This window comes from Caulobacter sp. GW821-FHT10C03 (assembly GCF_059415485.1).
In genome coordinates, this window is record NZ_JBWKNI010000020.1 from 51,427 (window position 1) to 77,071 (window position 25,645).

17 protein-coding genes are annotated in these 25,645 nt (G+C 68.1%); 6 read left to right on the forward strand and 11 right to left on the reverse strand.

Features of this window, described 5'->3' with window-relative positions; genetic code table 11:
* Positions 1 to 44: 44 nt before the first annotated feature.
* From AC07NG_RS21070 to AC07NG_RS21080, 3 genes are all read left to right on the forward strand, one after another.
* Entirely contained in the window at positions 45 to 1,562 is a 1,518-nt protein-coding gene (locus AC07NG_RS21070; RefSeq protein WP_494596144.1) for a tryptophan halogenase family protein, read from the forward strand.
* The gene (locus AC07NG_RS21075) at positions 1,559 to 3,073 is read left to right on the forward strand and encodes a tryptophan halogenase family protein (RefSeq protein WP_494596146.1); all 1,515 of its coding nucleotides are present in this window, start codon (positions 1,559 to 1,561) and stop codon (positions 3,071 to 3,073) included. The genes AC07NG_RS21070 and AC07NG_RS21075 overlap by 4 nt, the downstream gene beginning before the upstream one ends.
* A 242-nt stretch (positions 3,074 to 3,315) precedes the next feature.
* Positions 3,316 to 4,779 carry a glycosyl hydrolase family 28 protein gene (locus tag AC07NG_RS21080; protein ID WP_494596148.1) on the forward strand — a complete coding sequence of 488 codons (1,464 nt, stop codon included), beginning with the start codon at positions 3,316 to 3,318 and terminating at the stop codon, positions 4,777 to 4,779.
* A gap of 5 nt (positions 4,780 to 4,784) precedes the next feature.
* On the opposite strand, the gene AC07NG_RS21085 is transcribed toward AC07NG_RS21080, so the two are convergent.
* The 8 genes from AC07NG_RS21085 to AC07NG_RS21120 form a co-directional block, all read right to left on the reverse strand.
* Complete coding sequence (locus AC07NG_RS21085) at positions 4,785 to 5,666, reverse strand: hypothetical protein (RefSeq protein ID WP_494596150.1); 882 nt, start codon at positions 5,664 to 5,666, stop codon at positions 4,785 to 4,787.
* 227 nt (positions 5,667 to 5,893) lie between these two features.
* Complete coding sequence (locus tag AC07NG_RS21090; RefSeq protein ID WP_494596151.1) at positions 5,894 to 8,842, reverse strand: TonB-dependent receptor; 2,949 nt, start codon at positions 8,840 to 8,842, stop codon at positions 5,894 to 5,896.
* Between the two features lie 230 nt (positions 8,843 to 9,072).
* Complete coding sequence (locus tag AC07NG_RS21095) at positions 9,073 to 11,385, reverse strand: heparinase II/III domain-containing protein (RefSeq protein ID WP_494596153.1); 2,313 nt, start codon at positions 11,383 to 11,385, stop codon at positions 9,073 to 9,075.
* Between the two features lie 71 nt (positions 11,386 to 11,456).
* Positions 11,457 to 12,119, reverse strand: coding sequence for a putative 2OG-Fe(II) oxygenase (locus tag AC07NG_RS21100; RefSeq protein WP_494596154.1), 663 nt, complete (start codon positions 12,117 to 12,119; stop codon positions 11,457 to 11,459).
* 3 nt (positions 12,120 to 12,122) lie between these two features.
* Positions 12,123 to 14,462: a hypothetical protein gene (locus AC07NG_RS21105; RefSeq protein WP_494596156.1), complete on the reverse strand. Its 2,340-nt coding sequence runs from the start codon at positions 14,460 to 14,462 to the stop codon at positions 12,123 to 12,125.
* Between the two features lie 83 nt (positions 14,463 to 14,545).
* Positions 14,546 to 17,455 carry a TonB-dependent receptor plug domain-containing protein gene (locus tag AC07NG_RS21110; RefSeq protein ID WP_494596157.1) on the reverse strand — a complete coding sequence of 970 codons (2,910 nt, stop codon included), beginning with the start codon at positions 17,453 to 17,455 and terminating at the stop codon, positions 14,546 to 14,548.
* A gap of 336 nt (positions 17,456 to 17,791) precedes the next feature.
* Positions 17,792 to 18,070 (reverse strand): GntR family transcriptional regulator, encoded by a 279-nt coding sequence (locus AC07NG_RS21115; protein ID WP_492857356.1) that lies wholly within the window; start codon positions 18,068 to 18,070, stop codon positions 17,792 to 17,794.
* On the reverse strand, positions 18,067 to 19,491 hold the full coding sequence (locus AC07NG_RS21120; protein ID WP_494596159.1) for a glycosyl hydrolase family 28 protein: 1,425 nt from the start codon (positions 19,489 to 19,491) through the stop codon (positions 18,067 to 18,069). The genes AC07NG_RS21115 and AC07NG_RS21120 overlap by 4 nt, the downstream gene beginning before the upstream one ends.
* Positions 19,492 to 19,761: 270 nt before the next feature.
* On the opposite strand from AC07NG_RS21120, the gene AC07NG_RS21125 reads away from it, so the two are divergent.
* The 3 genes from AC07NG_RS21125 to AC07NG_RS21135 are packed head-to-tail and all read left to right on the forward strand — an operon-like array spanning position 19,762 to position 23,158.
* Complete coding sequence (locus AC07NG_RS21125) at positions 19,762 to 21,039, forward strand: oligosaccharide MFS transporter (protein WP_494596160.1); 1,278 nt, start codon at positions 19,762 to 19,764, stop codon at positions 21,037 to 21,039.
* Positions 21,040 to 21,041: 2 nt separating this feature from the next.
* A complete protein-coding gene (locus AC07NG_RS21130; RefSeq protein WP_494596161.1) occupies positions 21,042 to 22,229 on the forward strand; it encodes a glycoside hydrolase family 88 protein in 1,188 nt (395 codons plus the stop codon).
* Positions 22,226 to 23,158, forward strand: coding sequence for an ROK family protein (locus AC07NG_RS21135; protein WP_494596162.1), 933 nt, complete (start codon positions 22,226 to 22,228; stop codon positions 23,156 to 23,158). The genes AC07NG_RS21130 and AC07NG_RS21135 overlap by 4 nt, the downstream gene beginning before the upstream one ends.
* Here AC07NG_RS21135 and AC07NG_RS21140 read toward each other — a convergent pair.
* The 3 genes from AC07NG_RS21140 to AC07NG_RS21150 all read right to left on the reverse strand — a co-directional run bounded on the left by AC07NG_RS21140 (position 23,155) and on the right by AC07NG_RS21150 (position 25,383).
* Positions 23,155 to 23,541, reverse strand: a complete 387-nt coding sequence (locus AC07NG_RS21140; RefSeq protein WP_494596163.1) for a YciI family protein — start codon at positions 23,539 to 23,541, stop codon at positions 23,155 to 23,157. The two genes, AC07NG_RS21135 and AC07NG_RS21140, sit on opposite strands and share 4 nt — an antisense overlap.
* Positions 23,542 to 23,668: 127 nt before the next feature.
* Positions 23,669 to 24,298, reverse strand: coding sequence for a TonB family protein (locus AC07NG_RS21145; protein ID WP_494596165.1), 630 nt, complete (start codon positions 24,296 to 24,298; stop codon positions 23,669 to 23,671).
* A gap of 38 nt (positions 24,299 to 24,336) precedes the next feature.
* Positions 24,337 to 25,383 (reverse strand): LacI family DNA-binding transcriptional regulator, encoded by a 1,047-nt coding sequence (locus AC07NG_RS21150; RefSeq protein ID WP_370444001.1) that lies wholly within the window; start codon positions 25,381 to 25,383, stop codon positions 24,337 to 24,339.
* Positions 25,384 to 25,645: the final 262 nt, after the last annotated feature.

The following is a 25,645-nucleotide window of genomic DNA, read 5'->3' on the forward strand; positions in this document are numbered from 1 at the left end:
AAGGCCGTCCAGACATAAGATCTTCGGGGTGGAAGGGGCTTACCATGTCAGACCAACGGCTGAAGTCCGTGGTCATCGTCGGCGGCGGCACGGCTGGCTGGATGACCGCCGCCGCCCTGGCCAAGACCCTCAGCGCCCAGGGCCTGAAGATCACCCTCGTCGAATCCGAGGCCATCGGCACGGTGGGCGTCGGCGAGGCCACCATCCCGCCGATCCTGACCTTCAACGCCATGCTGGGCCTGGACGAGCGAGCCTTCATGCGGGCCACCAAGGCCAGCTTCAAGCTGGGCATCGAGTTCGTCGATTGGGGCGCGATCGGCGAGACCTACCACCACCCGTTCGGGACCTTCGGCCTCGACCTGGAGGGCGTGAAGTTCCACCAGGTCTGGCGCAAGTTCGCCAGGCAGGCCGGCCCGATCGGCGACTTCAACCTGACCGAGGCCGCCGCCCGGCGCTGGCGTTTCGCCCTGCCCGATCCCGATCCGGCCAAGGTGATCTCGAGCCTCAGGTACGCCTACCATTTCGACGCCGGCCTCTACGCCCGCTTCCTGCGCGGCTTCGCCGAGGCCCGTGGCGTCACCCGCGTCGAGGGCCGGATCGCGCAGGTCGACCAGCGCGCCGAGACCGGCTTCGTCGAGGCCGTGGTGCTGGAGGACGGCCGCCGCGTCGAGGGCGAGTTCTTCGTCGACTGCTCAGGCTTCCGCGGCCTGCTGATCGGCCAGGCGCTGAAGGTGCCCTACCAGGACTGGAGCCGGTGGCTGCCCAACGACCGCGCCGTGGCCATCCCGTGCGAACTGGGCGGCGACGGCCTGACGCCCTTCACCCGGGCCACGGCCCGCGAGGGCGGCTGGCAGTGGCGCATCCCGCTGCAGCACCGCATCGGCAACGGCTACGTCTATTCCAGCCATCACGTCGACGACGAGCGGGCGCTCGACACCCTGCTGACCAATCTCGACGGGCGGCCGACCGACGAGCCCAACTTCCTGCGCTTCACGCCGGGCCGCCGCGAGCGGGCCTGGGAGAAGAACGTCTGCTCGATCGGCCTGTCGGCCGGCTTCATCGAGCCGCTGGAAAGCACCAGCATCCACATGATCCAGGCCGGCATCACCAAGCTGCTGGCCCTGTTCCCCGGCCATGGCGTCGATCCCCTGGAGATCGACGAATACAACCGCCTGACCGCCGAGCAGGTCGACCGCATCCGCGACTTCGTGGTCCTGCACTTCCACGCCACCCGGCGCGACGACACCGACTACTGGCGCTACCTGTCGTCGATGACCGTGCCCGACAGCCTGGCCCGGCGCATGGAGCTGTTCGCCCATCGCGGCCGCTGGTTCCCCTCCGACTACGACCTCTTCCACGAGCCCAACTGGCTGGCCGTGCTGCTGGGCCAGGGGATCGTGCCGGAGGAATGGGACCCGCTGGTCGACAGCCTGCCAGGCGACCAGGTGTTGCAGCGCCTCTCGCACCTTTCGACCCTGATCACCCGCACGGCCGAAGCCATGCCCAGCCACGCCGATTTCGTCGCCCGCTACTGCGGGGCCAGCGAAGGAGTTCCCGCATGACGAACGACCGCATCCGCCACGTCGTCATCGTCGGCGGCGGCACGGCCGGCTGGATGACCGCCGCCGCCCTGGGGCGCTTCCTCAAGGACGGGGTCACCAAGGTCACGGTGATCGAGAGCGAGGCCATCGGCACAGTCGGGGTCGGCGAGTCGACCATCCCCCAGATCAACATGTTCAACCGCATGCTGGGGCTCGACGAGGACGACTTCCTGCGCCGCACCAAGGCCACCTACAAGCTGGCCATCGAGTTCCGCGACTGGAAGCAGATCGGCCATACCTATCACCACCCGTTCGGCCCCTACGGCGTCGACATGGAGGGGGTGTCGTTCCACGCCTACTGGCTGCGCTACCAGGCGATGGGCGAGGCCGCCGACCTTTCCGAATACTCCCTGCAGTCGCTGGCGGCCTCGCAGGCCAAGTTCCAGCGCCCGACCGGCCAGAAGAACTCGCCGCTGGGCGACATCGCCTACGCCTTCCACTTCGACGCCGGCCTCTACGCCCGCTTCCTGCGCGACTACGCCGAGGCCCGTCACGTGCGCCGCATCGAGGGTCGGATCACCGACGTCGCCCTGCGCGGGACCGACGGCTTCGTGGAGTCGGTGACGCTGGAGAACGGGACGCTCGTCGAGGGCGACCTCTTCATCGACTGTTCGGGCTTCCGGGGCTTGCTGATCGAGGGCGCGCTGAAGAGCGGCTTCGAGGACTGGTCGCACTGGCTGCTCAACGACCGCGCCGTGGCGCTCCCCTGCGCTTCCGGCGGTTCGACCGACCCGGTCACCCGCGCCACCGCCCGCCCCGCCGGCTGGCAGTGGCGGATCCCGCTGCAGCACCGCATCGGCAATGGCTACGCCTTCTCCAGCGCGCACATCAGCGAGGACGAGGCCACGGCCTATCTGCTCGCCAATCTCGACGGCGAGCCCCTGGCCGATCCCAACCTGCTACGCTTCAAGGCCGGCCGCCGCAAGAAGAGCTGGAACAAGAACGTCGTGGCCATCGGCCTGTCGGCCGGCTTCATGGAGCCGCTGGAAAGCCAGAGCATCCACCTGATCCAGGTGGGCATCTCGCGCCTCTTGGCCATGTTCCCCGACCGCCGGTTCCAGCAGCCCGACATCGACCGCTACAACCGGGTGATGACCTTCGAGTACGAGAAGATCCGCGACTTCCTCATCCTGCACTACAAGGCCACCGAGCGCTCGGACACGCCCTACTGGGACTATCTGCGGGAGATGCCGATCCCCGACTACCTGGCCGACAAGATCGCCGTCTTCGAGAGCCACGGCCGGATCTTCCGCGAGAACGAGGAGCTGTTCAACGACACCTCCTGGTTCGCCGTCATGGTCGGCCAGGGCCTCAAGCCCAAGGGCTGGGACCCGATGGCCGACGTCATGAGCGATGACCTGCTGCGCGCGCGGATGAACGAGATCCGCGCGGTCATCGCCCGCTCGGCCGACACCATGCCCGACCACATGGCCTTCGTGGCCGACCGCGTGCGGCAGGCGGAGGCGGCTTAGGGTTCAGCGAGAGCCTCGCTCGGCCAAGGAAGTTTGTCATCCCGGCCGTAGCGCAGCGGAGCGCCGGGACCTCGCACCGTTCAGAAACTGCCAGTGTGCGAGGTCGCGGCTCTACGGCGCTGCGCGCCTCCGGCCGGGATGACAAGCTTGTTTGCAAGCCGCCCGCCCTTCGCCCGCTTGCCTCCCACACCCACCATTGATATCGATATCATAAGATCGATAACCAATACGGGCGGAGACGGATGAGCCACGGGAAGACACGCGCCGCGACGGCGCTGGCCGCGCTGCTGATGCTGGGCGGGACGGCCCTGGCCGGCGAGCTGCGCACCTATCCGGTTCCGCCGCAGCTGCTGTACGCGGCCCACAACGACGACTTCACCGTCCGGGTGCGCGCGCCGGGCGGACAGTGGCGCGATCTCTACGAATACCGGGTGCAGGTCGACACCGACACCAAGCAGAACGCCTCGATGGTCTATTTCGACTTCGACGGGACGGTCGAGCTGGAGGTGATGAAGAACAACGGCCGCTTTTCCGAGGTCTCGGTCGCGCCGCTGTCGAGCGCCGTGAAGCCCCAGCGCCAGGGCCCGGTGCTGCGCATGACCCTGACCAGGCCCGAGCGCTTTTCGCTGCAGTTCGACGACGACCGCCTGCGCAACCTGCACATCGTCGCCGGCGCCCTGCCCCCGCCGCGCCCGGCCGGCGGCGACGTCGTCTATTTCGGCCCCGGCTTCCACACCCCGCCTGCGGGCCTCGATTACTTCCCGGTCAAGTCGGGCCAGCGCGTCTATCTCGACGGCGGGGCGGTGCTGAAGGGCGCCTTCGAGCTTTCCGGCGTCAGCGACGTGAAGATCTCCGGCCGTGGCCTGCTGTGGGATCCGGGCCGGGCGATCGACCTGGAGAAGGCCAGCAACGTCGAGGTCTCCGACCTGATCATCGTCAACAGCGACCGCAAGGACGCCGCCCGGGTGATGAACATCCGCAATTCGGCGAACGTCAGCGTCAGCCAGCTGACCGGCTTCACCTCGGGCAAGTGGTCGGACGGGATCAACATCTCGACCTCGCGCCACGTGACGGTGGCCGACGGCTATCTGCGGGTGTCGGACGACGCCGTGGTGGTCTACGCGGTCGCCGACTGCCCGCTGTGCCGCGCCAAGGCCGCCCAGACCGGCGTTCCCGATCCCAACCCGCCGGGCGACACCTTCGACATCAAGGTCTCGAACATGCGCCTGTGGGTCGACGTCGCCCACGCCCTCTATGTCGGCCACTTCGGCGACAACGCCGATCCTCGCACGATCCGCGACGTGACCTTCGCCAACATCGACGTGGCCAATCTCGACGAGGATGATCCGGACTGGGAGGGCGTGATCGCCGCCTATTCCGGCGACAGCACCCTGATCAGGAACATCACCTTCAGCGACATCCGCGTAGACCGGATAGAGGAGGGCAAGCTGATCAACCTCGTGGCCGGAAACAACCCCCGCTACAACAAGGCGGCGGGACGCGGGATCGACGGCGTCGTGATCCGCAACGTCGCCTTCACCGGCGAGGGCCTGCCCAGCCAGTCGATCATCCGGGGCCTGTCGGCGACCACCGCCGTCAAGAACGTCACGATCGACAACCTGACCATCGGCGGCAAGCCGATCAAGGCGCCCCAGGACGGCGACATCGCGGTCTCCGGCGAGGTGGTGGGCCTGACGTTCCGGTAGGCGCCCTACAGCACCCCCAACTCGACCAGCGCCTCCTCGCCCGCGGGCGCCAGGATGGCGCGGATCGCCTGCTTCTCCTCGTCCGAGAAGAAGGCGTCGCCACGTCCGGCGACGCCCTTGTTGAGACGGACGCTCTCCTTGTCGGTCAGGCTGAGCGCCAGGGCCGCGTCGAGTTCGGCCTCGCTGTAGGCGTTGCCCGGATCGACATGGGCGGCGAGCAGGGCCAGGGCCCCGCGCGGGTCGGTGCGCAGCTGCTCGTACTTCAGCCAGAGGGGCGCGGGCCGCCCCTCGGCCAGGCGGCGCCGCTGGTGGTCGAGCCACTGGCCGTAGAACCGCGCGTACCAGAGCGGCGCGATGTGGACGAGGCTGTGGCGGCGCTCGTCGGCGCTCATCTCGTAATAGCTGCGGCCCGAATGCAGCAGGGCGTCGTCCATCCGCCGGCCGTCGGCCTGCGCCTTCTCATGCATGTCGCGCAGGCTGACCAGGGCGTCGAAGATGTTGCGCGAGGCCAGCACCACCGACACCCCGAAGACCTCCAGAATGTCGGTCGCATGGCGGTTGGGGTACATGTGCAGGTGCATCACCGTCGCCTGCGGGCGTTCGCCCTTCACCAGGTGCTGGTTCAGCAGCAGCGGGAAGTACGGGTCGCGGGAGTGGTCGCAATTGGCGTAGGAGCCGCGCGACAGCCCCGCCTTGTAGTGCTTGCCCAGCAGGTGGATCAGCGCCGTGCGCATGAAGGTGCCGCCGACCTTGGGCGGATAGGACAGCAGGATCTGGCGGTTGCGGGCGCCGGCGCTGCGGATGGCGGCCTTGACCGGCTCGTGGATCTCGCCGTCGGCCGAAGGCAGGGAGACCATCAGTCTGTAGACGGTTTCGTAGATCGACATGCTGACCGCTTTCCCGGCCGCCGACTGCGGCCCTCGGGGTCAGTTCAGTCTGGTTTTGAGTCCCCCAGATGTGCGCCCGGCTACGGCGAACAACGAGAGCGTGTCGGTTCCTATCCGGCGTATCGGAAGCGTTTCAGTCGAGCCGTCACGCCCTCCGCCAAAAAGAAAAGGCGCCGTCTCGCGGACGGCGCCCCAGCCCTCGGGAGAAGAAAGGATGCGTCCGGCGGCTAGCCGCCGAACTTGTAGCGGAGGCTGATCCCGTAGACCCGGCCGTTCATGAAGTACTGGCGCAGGACGTCGGTGTCGTAGCCGTTGTCGGGCTCGCCGACATAGCGGATCGGGGCCTTGTTGGTCAGGTTCGAGGCCGTCAGCGACAGGGTGAGATCCTCGCGCAGGTTGAGGTTCACCGAGGCGTCGAGCAGGCCGTAGCCCTTCAGGTAGCGGCCGTCGATCGGGTTGGCGGCCACGCCGAACAGCACGTAGTCCGAGCGGTAGGTGTAGACGAGCCGCGCCGAGACGATCTTGTTCTCGTAGAGACCCGCCAGGCTCCAGTTCTGGTCCGACTGGAACGGCTGGCGCACCTTGACGACCTTGCCGTTGATCAGGATCGGCAGCTCGGTCTTGACCCAGGTGTAGGACCCCTGGACCCCGAAATCGTGCAGGAACTCCGGCACGAAGTCGTAGTCGAAGAAGGTCTGGGCCGCGAACTCCACGCCCTTGGCGAAGCCGGGATCGGCGTTCTGGGTCTGGGTGATGCGGAACTGGCCGGTCGGGCAGTTGTTGGGCGTCACGCCGGTATAGGGCTGCGAGGTCGCCACCGTCTGGCAGCTTTCCACCCCGATCGGGAAGCCGTCGACCTTCTTGTAGAAGGCGGCGGCCGAGACGTAGCTGGTCGAGCCGAAATACTTCTCCAGCGACAGGTCGTAGCTGTAGGCCCGCAGCGGCTGGAGATTGGCGTTGCCCTGGCTGCCGGTGCCGCTGGTCAGGTTGACTGAGACCGTCGGGTTGATGTCGCCGACGCTGGGACGGGTCAGGCCCTTGCCGAAGCCGAAGCGCAGCAGCAGGTCGTCCTGGATGTAGCCGGTGACGTTCAGGGTCGGCAGGACGTCGGTATATTCGTTGCTCTTGGTGTTGGGGACGATGACCGAGGTCGTCCCGCTGGTGTCGGTGACCCGGGCCTCGGCTTCGAGGTTCGTACGCACCACCCGCACGCCGGCGTTGCCGCGGATGCGGTCGTCGAGGAAGGCGAAGTCGACCACGCCGTAGGCGGCCAGGGTCTCTTCCACCGCCTTGCGGCGCGACAGCAGCACCTCGGGCAGCGAGTCCTCCGAAGGGATTCCGGCCAGGGCGAAGCGGTTGCGGACGTTGTCGCCCAGCAGGGCGTCGGGCGAGAAGGTCAGGAAGCCGCCGGAATAGCCGGCCTCGCCGTCAAACCAGTTGGTGTGCGAGCCCTCGACCAGGTCCTGCACGGTCGAGGCCAGTATGCCGTTCGACTGGGTGGCCGTCAGGGCCAGGCCATCGGTCGTCAGGTTCTTGCCGCTGAAGGAGTAGTTGTAGAACTTCGACTTCTTCCGGTAGTAGCGCGCGCCGAACTTCACGTCCTTGATGAAGCTGTCGTGGATGCGCAGCTTGCCGTCGAACTGGGCGGCCAGGCCGGCGTCGTCATAGACGTTGTTGGTGCCGTTGGCGTAGTTGACCAGCACCCAGTTGGCCGGATTGGCCAGGTCCGGACCGCTGATCGACACGGTCTGCGGCGTGCCGATCGAGCGCTTCACGTCCCAGGTCAGGCCCGCCTTCGGGGTCATGGTCACCGAGCGGTTGTCCTGGCTCTGGTCGGCCTTCACGTAGGAGAGGTCGGCCTTCAGGTCGAGGTCGTCGGTCGGCGACCACTTGGCGCCGCCGGCCAGGATCCAGGTCTCGTACAGGCGATGCTCGTCGCCGCCGATCGAGCTGAAGGTCGAGCCCAGGAGCGTGCCGCTGGAAAAGCGCTGGCCGGCCAGAACCTCGTCGGTCCCGCCGTTGCTGTTGCGGTTGGCCAGGCCCTCGGTGGTGCTGAAGCCCGTCGTCGTCAGCCCCTGGACGTAGCGGCTGTCCGAGCCGTTCAGGAACCGATAGCTCTGGTGGTAGAGGTAGGAGTTGTAGTTGCCGTCGACATAGAACTCGAGGCCCGGGCGCACCTTCCACTGGAAGGCGCCGGCGAAGCCCTTGCGGGTCCGCTGGATGTCCTCTTCGTTGATGTTGATCTGCACGCCGGCCATGTTGACCAGGTTGGCGCGGTCGGTCGCCGACATGGTCAGGGCCTGGGCGTCGGTCACCCCGATCAGGCACGAGACGTCGGAGCGGCCGGTGTAGCTGGCGTTGTAGGCCGAGCCCAGATTAGTCGCGTTGCAGTCGCCGCTGTCGGCCCGCGCCACGCGGCGCAGGTTGGTCCCGCCGGGGCCCGGCGCATTGTCCGAGCGGTTCCAGCTCTTCTGGTAGTTGGCGCCGAGCAGCAGGCCCATCTCGCCGTCGCCCACGTCCCACTTGTGCGAGACCAGGCCGAAATATTCCGGCTGCATCTGCTGGACCATGTCGTTGTAGCGGCCCGAGATCGCCACGCTGCCCGACATCTTGGGCAGGTCGAGCGGCCGGCGGGTCTTGATGTCGATCAGGCCGCCGATGCCGCCCTCGATGTGCTCGGCCGAGGGGTTCTTGTAGACGTCCAGGCCGGCGATCATGCCGGGGATGGCGCCCTCGATGTTGAACTCGCTGCCGCCGGCGGTGAAGTAGGAGCGGCCGTCCACCTGCGAGGCGGTCTGGCCCGACAGGCCCCGAATGGTCAGCCCCGAGCCGACGCCCACGGGCGAAGCGCCCTCGCCGCCGTAGCGATAGCCCTGCACGCCCGGGATCCGGGTCAGGGTCTCGGCGACGTTGGGATCGGGCAGCTTGCCGATGTCCTCGGCGCGGATGGAGTCGACGACCTCCATCGTGTTCTTCTTCACCTGCACGGCCGACTGCAGGCTCTGGCGGATGCCGGTGACGACCACCGCCTCGACGGTCTCTTCGGTCGCCGGCGCGGCCGTGGTTGCAGCCCCGGTCTGGGCCGCGGTCTGGGCATGAGCCAGACCGGCCGCGCCCAGGACGACGGCGGCGGTCGATGCGGTCAGCAGCAGCCGCGCGCGGAATTCGGTTCGCATGGTTTCCCCTCCTGCGAGACCTGCGCCCGATAAGCTAGCGCGGTCCGTCTGGTCCCGCTTGCGCGGGCTCTCCTGTTGGCGTCGGGCGCTTGGCGCGCCCCGTTTCACTCCCGAGCAGGCGGCGCGCTCGAACGGCGCGCCTTACCGGCTACATCTCAATTGTTATCGATATCATCGTTAGCTGGCAACTCTTTTGTCTGACAAATGCGACAATAGGTCTCAGAGGTTTCTCAGCGCGGCGGAAGCGAGCGCCGGGCCAGGGCGACGTCGCCCTCGCAGGCCTTGGCGGCGCCGTCGATCCTGATTGCTTTCGCTCCGTCACAGGCCAGGCGGACGGCGTAGGTCGGCTGGCCCTGGATGCTGGCCTCGACGCCCTGCCCGGTCCGGGTCTTGACCACGAAGGCCTTCGAAAGACTGTCCAGCTCCACCTTGCCGTCGCGGCGCAGATAGCTGCCGTCGGCGACGAACCACCGCCTGGGCTTCTGCGGCGAGCCACCCTCCGGATAGGTCAGGGCGAGAAGGTAGGCGTCGGTCCGCCAGCCGCCCAGTTCGGCGTTGGCGTTGCGGTGGCGGATGCGGCCGTCGGCCAGCAGGTTGAGATAGACCTCGGTCACCTCGCCCTTCTGGGTGATCCGCGTCATCAGCCAGTCCTTGCCCTCGACCCGCTCGATCTTCGGCGCGGGATCCGGACCATTGGGCGTCAGGGCGACGACGAACTTGGTGCGATCGGTGACGCCCGGCGCCTGCAGGCGCAGATAGGCTTGCGCTTCGTCGGGCGCGTGGTCTTTCAGCCCCTTGCCCTCGGCCATCCGCAGCAGTTCGGGATAGTCGCTGAACAGCCCGCCGTCCGGCAGGGTCTGTGGGAACAGCGGCCGCACGGCGACCTCGGCCTCGCCGTTCTTGACGGTGATCACCTGGCCCTGGCGTTTGGCCTCGCCCTCATAGTGCAGCAGCCACTCGAACCGACCGGGCTTCCAGCCCTTGAGGTCGTCGATGACCAGGATGGTGTCGCCCACCCACAGGAAGCTGCGGTACTTGCGCTCGAAGGTCGCCGCGTTCGGCCCTGTGGCGTCGGCCCAGACGAAGCGCAGGTCGCCGGCGTCGACCAGGTGCTCCACCCGCCCCACGAAATGCGAGCCGTTGTAGGTGTTGCTCTCCGGCTCGGCCTGGCCATCCAGGGTGACGACGTTGTGGGCCACGCTCTGGCGGTAGTAGCCGTCATATTCAGGCCGGGCGTAGCTGCTGTTGCCGGAGTCGATCAGCAGCTGCTTGCCCTTGTGCCAGAGGATGAAGCTGCCGGCGTCGGCGTGGTTGTGGTTCCAGGTGAAGCCCGAGCGCAGCGCCAGGAAGGTCGCGTCCGGCGCCCAGGACGAGCGCATGGTCGCGGCCCCCAGGTCATCGTCGATCCAGCTGGTCGGCAGGCCCGGCCCCTTGCCGACCGACGCCCAGGCCTTGGCCGAGGGCCACTGCACCAGGTTCTCGGGCTCAGCGAAGACGTCCTGCTTGAGATCGGGACGCACGGTGTTCAGATACCACAGATAGCGGGCCTGCTGGTCGCCCGTGGCCCACAGGTTGGCGATGGCGCTGGCCCCGCTGGAGGTGGGATTGCCGTCGCCGAAGTTGGTCGACAGGAAGCCGCCGGCGGTCGGGTAGAGGTTCTGGATGAAGTAGTCGCCCAGCCCCGTCAGGCGCGGCGTCGCCGCCGGCTTTTCCTTGAAGGCGTCCAGCCAGGCGCGCTTGAAGCGCAGGTAACCCTCGGCGGCGAAGTCGGCGTAGTTGACGCTCTCGACGAAGGCCCCGTTCGAGGCGAAGTGCTGCGGCTTGGTCTCGATGGCGCTGCCGTCGTAGTTGGCCCACTCTTCGGCCGCCTCGTCGATGCGGCGGATCCAGGCGTCGGCCTGCGGCTCGTCGGTCTTGATCGCGATCGCCGCCACGCCCGCGCCGAACACGATGTGGCTGAACCAGTTGTGGCCCATGGTGTCGAGGCTGTGGATGCGCGCCTTGCCGTCGACCCAGTCGTTCAGGGTCGGGGCGATCGCGCCCTTGACCAGGGCCTTGGCCAGGCGGTCGCGCTCGGCCGGGGTCAGGGCGTCGTGGATGGCGTCGAACGTAAGACCGAAGGTGTAGGCGCTGGTCCCCATGCCGAGGTCGGAGTTCCACACCGGGTCGCGGGCCAGCAGCGGCTTGTCGGTCACCCAGTTGGCGCGGCCGGCATAGATGTCGAGCAGGGCCTTGGCGCGGTCGGCGTATTTGCGCTCGCCGGTCATGCGGTAGGTCAAAGACAGGCCCATCAGCGCCGCGTTCAGCTCGCGGTCGTTGGCCGGCTTGCGCGCCAGGGCCGCGTCGGCGTCGGCCTTCGCCTTGGTCCAGGCCGCCTTGGCGTTCGGATCCTCGGCGACGCGGGCCTTGAACTGGGCGACGTGGGCGTCGCTGAAGGTCAGGTACGGATGGCCCGACTTCAGGGTCTGGGCCTGGGCGGCCCCCGCCACGAGACAGGCCGCCAGGGCCAGGCCGGACACCGTCAGCTTCATCAGGCTCTTCACGCGCAACACTCCCCGCAAGCTCTTCCGGCTTGTGATTATGATATCGATATCAGAACAAGGCGCAAGCCGCCTCAGGCCAGGGCCAGGTTCACCGCCATCGACCGCCGCACGCCCGGGCTGCGGAACGGGTAGACGCAGTGCAGCATCCACGACGGCCACAGGTAGAAGTCGCCCACTACCGGCTTGACCGTGAACAGGTTCTTGACCCCCACGGCGCTGCGGCTGTCGATGAACTGCAGGCAGCCGGCGGTGTTCTGGCGAGCCTTGTCAGCCGCGAACTCGGCCTCGTAACCGGGCGGCACCCGCAGGAAACCGACGCTGGAATAGAGGCAGCCCTGGTGGAAATGGGCCGGGTTGTAGTCGCCGGCGACCATGTCGTTGATCCAGCCTTCCTTGATCTCGATGCGCAGCTTCTTGGCCTCGAACTCCTCGGTGCGCTCGTAGTCGGAAAAGTGCATCAGGGCGTTCTCGCACCGGTAGGTGAAGGTGCGGGCCACGTCGTAGAGGAAGTCGGCCAGCTCGCCCGTCTCGCGGATCACGTCGGTGAAGCGGATCTCGGTGCTGACCGCCCCGGCCAGATGCGCCGACCAGTCGCGGGCGGCGACCGCCTCACGATCGGCGACGATCTCGTCGATGCGGGCGTTCAGGCGCTCGACCAGGGCCGGCGGGATCGTCGCCTTGATGATCGTCGGGCTGAACGGCGCGACCAGTCGCAGGTCGTGATCGTGGGTCATGGCCTACCGCCCCGGCGACCAGATCACCGCCGTCGCGCCCGGCGCCAAGGTCAGGCTGGCGGCGTCCGTCGCCAGCTTGCGCTTGCTCACCAGATCGACCCGCTCGCCCGCCGCCTTGGGCAGGGCGACGACCACCGCCTTGGTCCCGGCGTTCATGGCGATGCGGTAGGGACCGTAAGTCGCCTCGTAGTACTGGCCGCGGCCGGCATAGGGATTGTCCTGGTCCTTGTAGCGGGCCTCGGGCGGGCCCTTGGCCACCGGCAGCACCTCGCCCTCCAGCGCCGCCGGCGCCTCGCCCGGATAGGCGACGATCGGGATCGAGCCGGCCGAGATGTGCGGCGTCGCGCGGCGCACGCAGGTCTTGCCGCTGGGCTCGAAGTCCACCCGCGCGGCGATGGTGGCGATGCGGTCGATGGTCGGGGTCTGGTAGTGGAACCGCGCCAGCCGGTTCACCCCGCAATTGGCCCGCCAGTAGAGCGAGGCGTAAAGCGCCTCGTCGCCGTTCTTGATCGCCACCACCCCGTCCTCGGGATCGGCGAACACGAAGTCGGGCTGGCCCGACGTCATCGGCAGCTTCACGTTCGACTTGGGCCAGGCCTTCACCGCCAGCCATTCGTCATAGGCGTCGAGCAGGCCGATCGTGGTGCGCTGGTTCCTGTCCTTCAGGCGGTCGCGCAGCACGGCGTAGTATTGGCCGTCGTCCAGGGCCTGGCGGGCGATGGCCATCAGTTGCGGATCGCGGGTGGCGACGGCGACCTGGAACGGCGTGTTGTCCCAGCCCGACTTCTGCACATAGGTGGTCGCGCCGGGATAGACCGGATCGCGCCAGCCGATCGGCGCCTCCAGCAGCATGGTCGCCGCGCCCTCGCCGTCGATCCCCGGATAGCGGAACGGCAGGCGCGCCCAGGCCATCTTCAGCAGCTGGTCGCGCAGCGCCGGATCGCCCTGCCCGCCCAGCCCTGGCGCGGTGGCCAGATAGATGCCCGCCGCCCAGTCGAGGATCTCGCCGTAGCTGCCCACATAGCCCAGCTCCTTGGACAGCCCGGCTTCGGTGAACAGCCTGTAGCCGTCCGCCGAGCGGAAGCCGCCCGTGTCGGCGGCGGAACTGGAGAAGGTCGGCTTGCCAGCCTCGTCGAGGCTGCCGCTCCAGGGCGAAAGACCCATCGACTCGTAGAGGAACCGGCGCATCTGCGGCTCGGGCCGCGCCAGCGGACTGGCCAGGGCCCGCAGGCCTTCGTTGCTCCAGTAGATCCCTTGCAGGTCCACGATCATCGACTGGTTGGTGTAGAGCCGCCGATGGGTCAGGGCGTAGCGCAGCCCGGCGTCCAGCATCCGGGCGTAGGCCTCGCGGCGGCTGCCCGTTCCGCCTTCAACCGGCGCGTCGAGATAGGGCGCGACGTCGGCGTCCAGCAGGCGCAGCACCTTGCCGTAGGGGCCCAGCACCTCCCAGTCGGGATTGGTGCGCGAGCCGTCGACGAAGACGCTGGTCGGATCGGCCTGGAACCGCACGGCATAGGCGTCGCCGGCCTGCACCAGCTTCTTCAGCACGGCCGGGTTCTTGTAGGCCTTCGTCCAGTCCAGGCGATAGGCGCGGGCCAGGAACTGGGCTTCGAGCAGTTCCACCGGACCCGGCTGGGCCAGCTTGCGCTCGATCTCGCGGTTCACCCGGACCTTCAGCTCGTCCAGCACCTCGGGACCCGCCGTCGGCGCGGCCGCAAGGGGCGGCGCCTGGCCCGTCGCATCGCCGCTGTCGAGAAACGGATCGGCGTGGACGTAGAGCGCGTAGATCGGCCGCGAGGCCTGGGCCATCGGCTTCTGGAAGCTCTCGAACTTCTGGGTGTAGACCGCGAACGGCCCGCTGGCGCGGATGGTGCAGTCCAGCCGTGAACGGCCCCTGGTCAGGGTGATCGGCAGCGGGAAGGTGCGGTAGGTGAAGCGCCCGGCGAAGGGCGGAGCCTGGGTTCCGATGTCGAGGATCTCGACGTCACCGAGGTGGCGGTAGCCCACCTGCCGGCCGTCGCAGAACAGCACCAGCTTGCCGTCGTTGACGTCGCCGCCCCACAGCCGGATCGAGGCGTAGTTCTGGATCGCCGGATCGACCGCCAGGCTGAATTTCAGCTCGCCGCTGAAGCGCTCGCCCGGCGCCGCGGGCGGCAGGCGTCGGGCCGCGACGCCCAGGCCGCCGGTCACCAGCTCCGAGGCCTTGGCGTCGACCGCGTGAGCGGTCTCGGAAGCCGCGTCGCCGAACACGACCTTGTCGATCAGCGGGGACGCGGCCTGGGCCGACGAGGCGATCAGGCCGAACAGCGCGCCGGCGCCGAGGATCAGTCGATGTCGGGTCATGCGCGCCGCTCGCCGAGAAGTGTTGAGACAGGCCGGTGAGGCGAGGAGCGCCCTCGCCTCACCGGGAATTCCAACCCGAGGGCCTAGAACTCCTTGCGGACGGTCAGCCACACCGAGCGCGGGGCGTTGCGCTTGATCAGGTAGCCGGACTCCGGCAGCTGCGCGACCACGTCATAGACCTGCACATTGGTCGGCAGGTTGGTGCTGATCATCGGGTCGTAGGCCGAGATGTAGTCCTTATCGAGCACGTTGCGGACGTCGAGCGTGACCTGGGTCTTCTTCAGGCCGCTGTACTGGACCGAGATGTCCAGGTTGTCCTGTTCGGGCAGGTAGCGGTGATCCAGCGAGTTGGTGTTCAGCTTGCGCACGTCCATCCAGCGATGGCGGACGTTGAAGCGGAAGTCGCCGTAGCGGTACGATACCGTGTTGCTGAGCGTCCACTTGGGCGAGCGCGACAGGATGCCCGCATCGACGCGCAGCACGTCGTCCGAAGCGCCCAGGCCGTTGGCCCCGGTGTTGAGCCAGACATAGGCCTCGGTGGTCTTGCCGTTCAGGAAGGTGACGGACGGGTTCCATTCCAGGTTCCGCGTCACCTTCCACTTGGCCCAGGCCTCGACCCCGCGCGTGAAGTAGCGGTTGAAGTTCTCGGGCAGCAGGTAGGTCGAGACGTTGTCGGTATCGACCGCGGTCGGATAATCGTTCACCGCGAAGTTCTGGTAGAAATAGGTGATCTGGCCGTTGAAGCGCCGGTCGCCGAAGGTGTAGGCGGCCTCGTGGCCCTTGATGTAGGCCGTCGGGCCCAGCGGCCGCACCAGGGTCGCCGCCGTCGAGTAGCGGTTGACCACGCCCGACGAGGGCTGCTTGGCGTCGGTGTAGCGGTAATAGATCTTGTGCTTGTCGGTGAAGTTGTAGCCGATGGCGACGCTGTAATCGACGAGGCTCAGGTCCTTGTCGGCGCCGATCATCTTCGAGGCCGTCTTGGTCATGTAGACGTTGTCGTAGACGGTCAGCGGATCGCCATCCAGGCCGCCGTTGGTCAGCGAGGCGGCGCCGGAATTGCGGGTGTCCCAGGTCTCCGAATAGGTCCGGGCGTGGAAGTACTGGTACTTGATGCTGCCGTTGAAATCCCAGTGCTTGTTGGGCGACCAGGCAAAGCCGGCATAGGGCGACAGCTCCATGATCCGGGCGCGCTGCGAGACGGTGGTGAACAGGCCGCTGCCGTATGAGCCCCAGCCGCCGGCGTCGGTCAGCTGGTAGCTCGTGCCGCCGTTGGTCACGTACTTGACGTTCAGGTTCTGCACCTGACCGTCGGCCCAGGCCGACACCCCCAGGCCGTTGGCCCAGTTGTCGTTCACCTGCTCCGAGCGCGAGACGTAGAGGCCGCCGTTCACGCTCCAGGTGTCGCCGCGATAGGTGGCCGTGAAGTTGCCCATGTAGTCGACGGATTCACGGTAGTTGTCCTCGGCCCGGGTCAGCAGCACCAGGTCCTGCGAGCTCGTGCCGGTGGGCACCGTGCCGGAATTGTAGCTGCCGTCGGCGCTGGGGATGGTGGCCGTGACCAGGCCGCCGCGCATGTCGATGTCGCGGTTGGGCAGGGTGTTGCCGACGATGCACAGGCTGGCGGTCTGGAAGGTCGTCGCCGTCACCCGCGGACAGGCCACGCCCGTGCGGTAGTTGGTCCCCAGCTGCGAGCCGGCGACGTTGTTGGCCACGCGGGCCACTTCCTGGCCGGCGGCGTTGGTGAAGACGTAATAGCCCGGCGTGCGGTCCAGGTTGTTGATGTTGAGGCCGAAGCGCTCGCGCGTCGCCGCCGCCGAGCCCAGCGAGGCCAGGCCCTGGGGCTTGTACGACTGGCCGCGATAGGTCGACTTCTGGATCCGCGCCGCGCCGGTGAAGGTCAGGCGCTCGCCGATGTCGTGGTTCCAGCGCAGCGACAGGGCGTCCTGCTTGTAGCGATAGCCGTCCGACGGATCGAGGCTGTGGGTGCCGCTCTTGAAGTAGTTCGGCACCGTCTGCTGGCCGCCGTTCATGAACAGGTTCACGTCGCGGCCAAAGCCCGGGATCTCTTCCGGATCCTGGTAGCCGTAGGTCGGCTGCTGGAAGGTGGTCAGCTCGGCGTTGGTGTCGTCCAGGTGCTTGTAGATCAGGTTGAACGAACCCGAACCGTTGGCGGTGTCGTAGTCCTTGTAGAGGTTCACCTTGAACTGGCCGCCGTGGTTCAGGTCAAAGCCCGGATCCACCTGGCCGCTGGACTTGCGGTAGAAGCCGCTGAGGCCGACGCCGAAGTCGCCCTTGTCATTGACCCAGCCGTAGGCGGCGTCGACCTGCTTCCACGACAGGTGCAGGTCCTCGCCCTCGAAGCCGATGCGGGTCTGGATCACCGCCCCCGGCTTCACCTTGCCGGTGATGTAGTTGAAGGTCGCGCCGACCGAGGTGGTGACGCCCGTGGCCGACGAGCCGCCGCGCACCGACTCGACCCGGCTGGTCGAGATGTCGGCGCGGTAGAAATAGCCGTCCTGGAAGCCGCTGAACTTGAACGGCACGACCGGCAGGCCGTCTTCCAGGATCGTCGTCCAAAAATAGCCCGAGGTGTTGGCCCCGGTGCCGATGGTCATGCCGCGAGTGAAGACCTCGTTGCGGGCCACGCCGTCGTTGGACTCGACCACCACGCCGGGCATGTCGCGCAGCATGTCGTCGGCGCTGATCGGCGTGAACTTGCTCATGTCGTCCTCGTTCAGCACCGAGAACGAGACATTGGCCTTCTTGGCGGCGGTGCCGACCATGACGCCGGTGACGATCACCTCGTCGACCGCCGTGGTCTCGACCGTGACCGGCGCCGGCTTGGCCGCTTCGGCCGCCGTGGTCTTGGCGGGCGCCTGGGCCTGCGCCGCGGCGGCGACCGACATCGCGCTCGCGCCGGCGGCCAGGGCCAGAACCATGTGAGAAACCTGCAGGGCGCGGTTGCATCCGCGCTTCGGGCCGTAACCAGCCATCCTATCCTCCCCTTCGGACTTTCAGCCCGACCTCGCCTCGCGGCGGGGCCGGCGCGCCGACCGCCTTGTCGTTTTCGAGAGCGCCCCAGGCGCCCCGATCGGCTTGTTGTTATCGATATCAGCGCATTTTGAACGCTGTCAACGGGGTTTCGACGCCGACATGTCGGAAACATTCGCACGACGTGAACGCACGATAGACGGCGCGTCGCCAGCAATGCCGACAGCTTTCGATCATCAATGCGACATCGTCCGCTACGTGCGATCAGCACAGCGCCGAATGAAAACTTCAGGATGCATGCGGCGCGATGACTTCACTCTCGATCGTGCCGACCGATTTCATGCATGCAGCGATACTTCACCTGCGCGGTCGCGCGCCTTCACCACCGTTCCATGCCTGGGCCGGCGCGAGATCAGGTCGTCGGCCGCCAGCAGGTCGAGCGCCGCCCGGACGGTGATCCTGGCCACCGTGAAGCCGCTGGCCAGCTCGCGCTCGGTCGGCAGGCGGCGCTCGCCATCGAGGATCGCCGCCCGCAGCCGGTCGGCCAGCTGCCGGTACAGCGCCACACGGCCGGTGCGCTTCAGCGGCGCCCAGAAGAGGCCAGGCGAGGCGGTCACTTGAAGCTCACCCCTTCGACATTGGGACCGATCTCGATCACCGCCGGATCGGCCGCCTTCAGCCGCTTTCCGCCAATGGTCACGTTCTCGAAGCGGATGTTCCTCACCGGCCGGTCAGGCCCGTAGCCCGAGAGCGTCGAGGGGCTGGGCCAGCCGTCGCCGGTGAAGTCGATGTCGCGGAAGACCACCCCGTCGACCAGCAGCCCCGGACTCGTGCCGTACTTGGCGTTGAACACCGTGCGCACGTTGAAGAGCTTGCCCTCCTCGATCTGATCCACCCGGATTCCGTCGAACACCACGTCGCGCACGGTGTTGGTGTCGCCGGCGCTGATCGCCAGCGCGCCCTGGTATTCGGGGTCGTCCTCGTCGAGGCCCAGGATGTCGATGTTCTCGAAGCGCAGATCCTCCAGCACGTTGGGCTTTTCGCTGTCGCCGTGCAGACCGATGAACACCGCGTGGGCGACGTCGGGCCAGAAGATCGAGTCGCGCACCCGCACCCGCCGGGTGTCGCCCTTGCCGTCCTTGCGGGTGGCGTAGACCGCCACGCTGTCGTCGGAGGTGCGGATGAAGGCCCGCTCGACGGTCACGTCGCTGCAGGCGAAGACGTTGACGCCGTCCGACCACGAGCCGTTCGACAGGGTCCGGAAGTCGCGGAAGGTCACATTGCTCGACGACGCGCAGGCGATCGTGCCGTGCTTGGGCGTCAGAAAGGTCAGGCCCTCGACCGTGACGTTCTTCGAGCCCTGCACCACCAGCTGCTCGGCCGGCCGGTCGATGATCCCGCGGCCGATGATCCGCACGTTCTCGACGCCCTCGGGCTTGAAGGTCCCCTGCAGCACGGCCCCGCCGGCGACGTAGATCGTCTGACCCGACTTGACCGGGAAATACTGGCCGCCGCCGGGCGGGGCGTGCAGGCCGGGCTCGTAGAACACCACGTCGGGGCCGGGCGCGGGCCGCGCGATCGGCGCGCCGGCGAAGATCAGCAGGTTGTGCAGCCGGTCGCCGTCGAACTCGACCGACAGGTTCTGCGGCTTGTCGATGGTGAAGGTGACGACGCCCTTCTCGACCTTGTGCCTGATGGCGTTGCGGGTGGGCCGCACCTCGACGCGCTTGAAGTCGCCATTGTTCTTGCGCACGCCGATCTCGACCGGCCCCGTAAAGTCGAACTGCACCACCGACACGTCGCTGGGTCCGTCGGAATCGACCTTGGCGGTGTATTCGTAGAGGTCGCGCCAGGGGCCGCCCGGCTTGCGCACCCGCACCGTGAACGTGTCGTTGTGCATGGTGTAGAACAGCCCGCCCGGCGGCAACGGATGGATGACGAGGCCGGGCGTTTCTTCCGCCCAGGCCGCGCCGCTTAGAAGCGCGCCGAACGCAACGGCGGCGAGCAGGGCCGGAATTCCACGAGCAGGCGAACGCATCCTTGTCTCTCCCCTGGTCGACGCTCTGACGCGGCGTCTTGATTGGCCCGGACGGCCGGCGCCCCGAAAGAGACGGCGCGTCGAAATCGCTTGCGGGACGCCCGAAGGCTGCTAATTGATATCGATATCAGACACGCCATGCAAGCCCCGGCTTCGCAGGCGGAGAAGGGCGCAAAAGCGCTTGGTATCGTTATCAGTTTGGTCTATGACCGAACGGCTGGACCGACCGCGCCATGAAGCGCGGACGGCGCGGCGATGGGAGGGAGTCGCATGGGTTTCCGGAAGAACTACGCGCTGCTGAGCGCCTTCCTCTTCTTCTACTTCTTCGCCCAGGCCATGAGCATCTCGCTGCTGGCCCTGTGGTTGAAGCGGACCCTGGGCCTCTCCGGCGCGCAGACCGGCGTGGTCTTCGCCGCCAACTTCATCTTCGCGATGCTCTCCCAGCCGCTCTACGGCTTCGTTTCCGACAAGGTCGGGCTGCGCAAGCATGTCCTGTGGCTGATCAGCGGCCTGGTGGTGCTGTCGGGCGCCTTCTTCGCCTTCGTCTACGGTCCACTGCTGAAGACCAACCTGCTGCTGGGCGCGATCGCCGGCGGGGCCTATCTCGGGATCACCTTCATCGCCGGCAGCTACGCCCTGGAGTCGTTCGTCGACCGGGTGGGCCGCAAGTATGGCTTCGAATACAGCCGCGCCCGCCTGTGGGGCTCGCTCGGCTTCGCGGCCGCCGCCTTCTTCTCGGGCCGGCTGTTCAACATGGATCCGCTCTACAACTTCGCCCTGGCCTCGTGCGCGGGCCTCGTCCTGCTGCCGCTGCTGGCCTTCGCCAAGATCGAGCCCAGCGCCGACGAGCGTGAGCGCTCCGACGCGCTGAAGCCCGCCGACGCCATGGCCATCTTCCGGCTGCCGAAGTTCTGGGGCTTCATGGTGCTGATCCTGGGCGTGACCAACCTCTATCTCGTCTACGACCAGCAGTTCCCGGCCTTCTACGCCTCGCACTTCGCCGACCCGAAACAGGGCGCGGCCATGTTCGGCTACCTGAACTCGGCCCAGATCTTCCTCGAGGCGGGCATGCTGTTCGTCGCGCCGTTCGTCGTGAACAGGATCGGGGCCAAGAACGGCCTGCTGCTGGCCGCGGCGATCATGATCGTGCGCATCGCGGGCTCGGGCCTGGTGCACGGCCCCGTGCCGATCTCGGCGATGAAGATGCTGCACTCGCTGGAGCTGCCGATCCTGGTGGTGTCGATCTTCCGCTACATCGCCTTCCACTTCGAAAGCCGCCTGGCCTCGACGCTCTATCTGGTCGGCGTCAGCTTCGGGCACTCGCTGGGCCTGGCGATCCTGTCGCCGATCGTCGGCAAGAGCTACGACCTGATCGGTTTCCCCAGCACCTACCTGCTGATCGCCCTGTTCGCGGCCGCCTTCTGGGTCGCCTCGGTGTTCGCCCTCTCGCCCACCCCGCCGCAAGACCGGCCCGCCAAGGACGCCGAGCCCGATCCGGCTCTAGCCCAGGCCGACCTCGGCGGCGCCGACGTGGCCAAGGTCAACTGAAGATGCCCGACACCACCACCGCCCGCGAGCCCATCGCCCGCGCCGACGAGATCCTGGCGCGCCCGCGCCCCGACCGGGCCAGGCTCGACGCCATCATCGCCGCCGTCCTGGCCCGCATCGACGTCAGCCTCGACCGCTTCACCGACGCCTTTCCCAGGCCCTCCAGCGAGGGCGGGGTCTATGCGCCGATGGACAACACCGAGTGGACCAACGGCTTCTGGACCGGGATGCTGTGGCTGGCCTTCGAGGCCAGCGGCGAGCCCCGCTACCGCCAGGCCGCCGAGCGCCAGGTCGAGAGCTTCCGCGACCGCATCGACCGCGAGATCAACGTCGACCACCACGACCTGGGCTTCCTCTATTCGCTGTCCTGCGTGGCGGGGTGGAAGCTGACCGGCAACATCGGCGCCCGCCAGGCGGCCCTGGCCGCGGCTCGCCGGCTGATGACCCGCTACCTGCCGGCCGCCGGCATCATCCAGGCCTGGGGCGATCTTTCCGATCCCGAGCAGGCCGGGCGGATGATCATCGACTGCAACCTGAACCTGCCCCTGCTCTACTGGGCCAGCGAGGAGACCGGCGACCCGACCTTCAGGATCGCCGCCGATCGTCACATCGAGGAGGCCGCCCGCCACATCGTGCGGCCCGACGCCTCGACCTTCCATACCTTCTACATGGACCCAAAATCGGGCGCGCCGCTGCGCGGCAGCACCCACCAGGGCTTCAGCGACGACTCGTGCTGGGCGCGGGGCCAGGCCTGGGGCGTCTCGGGCTTCCCGCTGGTGCATCGCTACAAGGCCGATCCGGCCCTGATCGCCCTGGCGGCGCGGCTGGCCAACTACTTCCTCAACCGCCTGCCAGGCGACCTGATCTGCTGCTGGGACCTGGTGTTCACGGACGCCGAGCGCGACAGCTCGGCCGCCGCCATCGCCGCCTGCGGCCTGCTGGAGCTGGCCCGCGCCCTGCCGCTGGCCGATCCCGACCGCGAGACCTACGAGGCCGCCGCCCTGGCCATGGTCGAGACGCTGGGCGAGCGCTACCTGCTGCCGCTGGGCGAGCCCGGGACCGGGATCCTGGCCCACGGCGTCTACCACATGCCCAACCGCGTCGGCGTCGACGAGGCCTGCCTGTGGGGCGACTACTTCTTCCTCGAGGCGCTGGTCCGCCTCACCCGGGTTTGGGAGCCCTACTGGTGATTCAGATCGGCGTGGATTTCGGCGGCACCAAGGTGGAGGCCGCCGCCCTGGACGCCAGCGGCAAGGTGCTGGCCAAGGCCCGCGTTCCCAATCCGGGCGACTACGACAAGGCCCTGAGCGTCGTCCGCGACCTGGTCGGCGAGCTGGAGCAGAAGCTCGGCGCGCGCGGCACCCTGGGAATCGGCGCGCCCGGCTCGATCTCGCCGGCCACCGGCGTGATGCGCAACGCCAACTCGCTGTACCTGAACGGCCGCCGCTTCCGCGAGGACCTGTCGCAGGCGCTGGCCCGGCCGGTGCGGCTGGCCAACGACGCCAACTGCCTGGCCCTGTCGGAAGCCGTCGACGGCGCCGGCGCGGGCGCGCGGGTGGTGTTCGCCATCATCCTGGGCACCGGCTGCGGCGGCGGCCTCGTCGTCGACGGCAAGCTGATCGAGGGCGAGAACGGCATCGCCGGCGAGTGGGGCCACATGCCCCTGCCCTGGCCCAGCGCCGACGAGCGCGAAGGCCCCCGCTGCTGGTGCGGCCAGAACGGCTGCCTGGAGATGTGGGTGTCGGGCACGGGCCTGCGTCGCGACTTCCAGGAGGCGACGGGACTTACGCGCAGCGGCGAGGAGATCATCGCCGCCTGGCGAGCCGGCGACGCCGCCGCCACCGCCGCCTTCGACCGGCTGATGGACCGCCTGGGCCGCTCGGTGGCGGTGCTGTGCAACATCCTCGACCCCGACGCCATCGTCGTCGGCGGCGGCCTGTCGAACGTGCCCGAGGTCTGCCAGCGCCTGCCGGGCCTCGTCGCCGGGCGCGTGTTCGCCGACCGCTGGAGCACCCGCATCAAGCCCGCCGTCTGGGGCGACGCCTCCGGCGTGCGCGGCGCCGCGCGGCTGTGGAGCCTGGAGGAGGCGCGCCAGTTGCTGAGCGAGCAGGTGGCCTAGGCGGGCGCGTCATCCCCCATCAGATCCGCCAGCTCGTAGACCGGCCGGATCTCGATCTCGCTGGGTCCGGGCATCGGGTTGGGGCAGCGCTTCACCCAGGCGACCGCCTCGTCCAGATCCTTGACCTCCCACAGCCAGAAGCCGGCGACCAGTTCGCGCGGCTGGGCGAAGGGGCCGTCGATCACCGTGCGGGTCGCGCCGTCGAACGCCACCCGCTTGCCCGCCGACGAGGGCTTGAGGCCGTCGGCCGCCACCAGGATCCCGGCCGCCGCCAGTTCGTCGTTGAAGCGGCCCATGGCCTCCATCATCGCCATCGTCTCGGGCGAGCGGACGAAGCCCTGCTCGCTGTCCTCGGTGGCCTTGACCAGCACCATCACTCGCATCGCTCGTCTCCTCGCTTAGGCCAACAGCCTTAGGGGCCGACCACGCCGACCTCTCGCCCGGAACGACGATCCAAACCCTCCCGCGCCGACAGAGCCCCTGCAAGTTTTCGATGCGTGGCCGCGGCGCTCAGCGCGGCGAGAAGACGATCGGCATCCGGATATTGCCGTCGTCGACGGGCCGGCAGTCATAGAGCTTAGGCGTGAAACGGAAGGCCTTCAGCGCGATCAGCCCGGCCTCGCCGAACCCCAGGCCGACGGGCGTCTCCTCGGCGATCCTGCAGTCGGTCGCGCGGCCATCGAGACCGACACGGCATGCGATCACCGCCCGCCCCGTCACGCCGCTGCCCTTGGCCTGCTCCGGATAGAGCCGCTTGATCAGCGCGAGCGGCGGCGGCTCGGCATAGTCCGGGCGCTTGATGACGTGCGGATTGATCGGATCGTCGAGATAGTTGGGATCATCGACATAGGGATAGGCGTAGGTGACCTTGGTCCCCGGCTTGAAGTTGTCGATCTTGCAGCTTTCGAGGCCTTCGACGGCCGCCTTGGAGTATTCGACCGTACGCGGATCGACCTTCTCGGCCTTCAGCGGCTTGCAGGCCGTCAGCTTCGGCCCCTCGATCACCGAGCAACGGAACTCCAGGGTCTTGATCCGCTCCTGCGGCCAGGACGGCTTGTCGCTCTTCTCGTCAGCCGCGCCGACGCCGCACAGCACCAGGGAGCCGGCCAGGCCGGCGATCACACGCAGAACGCTCTTCATGCGCGCAAGCTTAGCAATGGCCGCCGCGCGGCGCCACCTCAGGGCGGCGCGGCGTCGGACGAGGCGCGGTCCATCAGGGTGAAGGGCAGCAGGTGGTGCACCGGCGCCGGATCGCCGCCCAGCTTGCGGGCGCGGATCTCCTCGACGATCAGGCTGACCGCCGCCCGGCCCATCTCGGCGATCGGCTGGTGGATGGTGGTCAGCTCGGGCCAGACGGTGGTGGCCACAGCCGTGTCGTCGAAGCCGCAGACGGTCAGGTCGCGCGGCACGGCGATCTGGCGGCCGTGCGCCACGGCCAGGGCGGCGGCGGCCATGTCGTCGTTGCTGGCGAAGATGGCGCTGGGCCGCAGGCGCGCCTCGAACAGCTTTTCTGCCGCCGCCAGGCCCGAGCGGTAGGTGAAGAGGCCCTGGGCCACCCATTCGGGCCGCACGTCCAGCCCCGCCTCGGCCATCCCCGCCAGAAAGCCCTCGTAGCGCAGCTGCGTCGGGGTGTGCTGCGGGTCGCCCTTGATGAAGGCGATGTCGCGATGGCCCAGGGCGATCAGGTGGCGGGTCATGGCCAGCGCACCCTCGAAGTCGTCGATGCGCACGCTGGAGACGTCGACCATCGGCCGCGCCGTCGCCAAGGCCAGCACCGTCACCCCCTCGGCCCGCAGCATGGCGATGGTCTGGCGCGAGTCGCACAGCGGCGGCGGCAGGATCACCCCGTCCACCCCCGCCGCCAGCAGCCGTTTCACCGCCTGCTTCTGGCCGGCCAGGCCCTCGCAGCGCTCCAGGATCAGGTGGCTGGCCAGCTTCGAGCTCTGCTCCAGCCCGCCCATCATGATGTCGCTGAGATAGGAGGCGCTGGGGTTGCTGTAGAGGATGCCGACCCGGGCGGCCGAGGCGCGCGAGCGCGTGGCCCGGGCCGCGACATTGACCTGGTAGTTCAGGGCCCGCACCGAGGCCTCTACCCGCTCGCGCATGGCCGGGCTGACATTGGCCGTGCCCCGGATCACCCGCGAGACGGTCATCGAGCCGACCCCGGCGTGGCGGGCGACGTCGTGGATGGTGGAGGTCCGGGGCGGGGCCGGTCGCGCGGTCACGGTCGTCGCTTCCGCGCCGGACGCCGGCCTGGCCTTGCGGGGACTCTTCACCAACGCACCATCCTCGGAACGCATCGCGATTGTTCACGATAACAATCTATCCTAACGGCGCTCACCGCCCACGCCAGCGCAAAAACGCGCGTTCGGCTGCCGGGCGCTTCTCCTTCTCTCGCTTGGACTTATCGGTGCGGTGTTCGCTAGACTGCGCCGCGACCCGTAGAGAGTCGCAGTTTGGGCGAGGACTCCTTGAGCACGCAGAGGC

Coding starts and splice junctions, on each gene's coding strand:
- AC07NG_RS21070 (WP_494596144.1), top strand. CDS start 45: ATGTCAGACCAACGGCTGAAGTCCGTGGTCATCGTCGGCGGCGGCACG.
- AC07NG_RS21075 (WP_494596146.1), top strand. CDS start 1,559: ATGACGAACGACCGCATCCGCCACGTCGTCATCGTCGGCGGCGGCACG.
- AC07NG_RS21080 (WP_494596148.1), top strand. CDS start 3,316: ATGAGCCACGGGAAGACACGCGCCGCGACGGCGCTGGCCGCGCTGCTG.
- AC07NG_RS21085 (WP_494596150.1), bottom strand. CDS start 5,666: ATGTCGATCTACGAAACCGTCTACAGACTGATGGTCTCCCTGCCTTCG.
- AC07NG_RS21090 (WP_494596151.1), bottom strand. CDS start 8,842: ATGCGAACCGAATTCCGCGCGCGGCTGCTGCTGACCGCATCGACCGCC.
- AC07NG_RS21100 (WP_494596154.1), bottom strand. CDS start 12,119: ATGACCCACGATCACGACCTGCGACTGGTCGCGCCGTTCAGCCCGACG.
- AC07NG_RS21105 (WP_494596156.1), bottom strand. CDS start 14,462: ATGACCCGACATCGACTGATCCTCGGCGCCGGCGCGCTGTTCGGCCTG.
- AC07NG_RS21110 (WP_494596157.1), bottom strand. CDS start 17,455: ATGGCTGGTTACGGCCCGAAGCGCGGATGCAACCGCGCCCTGCAGGTT.
- AC07NG_RS21120 (WP_494596159.1), bottom strand. CDS start 19,491: ATGCGTTCGCCTGCTCGTGGAATTCCGGCCCTGCTCGCCGCCGTTGCG.
- AC07NG_RS21125 (WP_494596160.1), top strand. CDS start 19,762: ATGGGTTTCCGGAAGAACTACGCGCTGCTGAGCGCCTTCCTCTTCTTC.
- AC07NG_RS21130 (WP_494596161.1), top strand. CDS start 21,042: ATGCCCGACACCACCACCGCCCGCGAGCCCATCGCCCGCGCCGACGAG.
- AC07NG_RS21140 (WP_494596163.1), bottom strand. CDS start 23,541: ATGCGAGTGATGGTGCTGGTCAAGGCCACCGAGGACAGCGAGCAGGGC.
- AC07NG_RS21145 (WP_494596165.1), bottom strand. CDS start 24,298: ATGAAGAGCGTTCTGCGTGTGATCGCCGGCCTGGCCGGCTCCCTGGTG.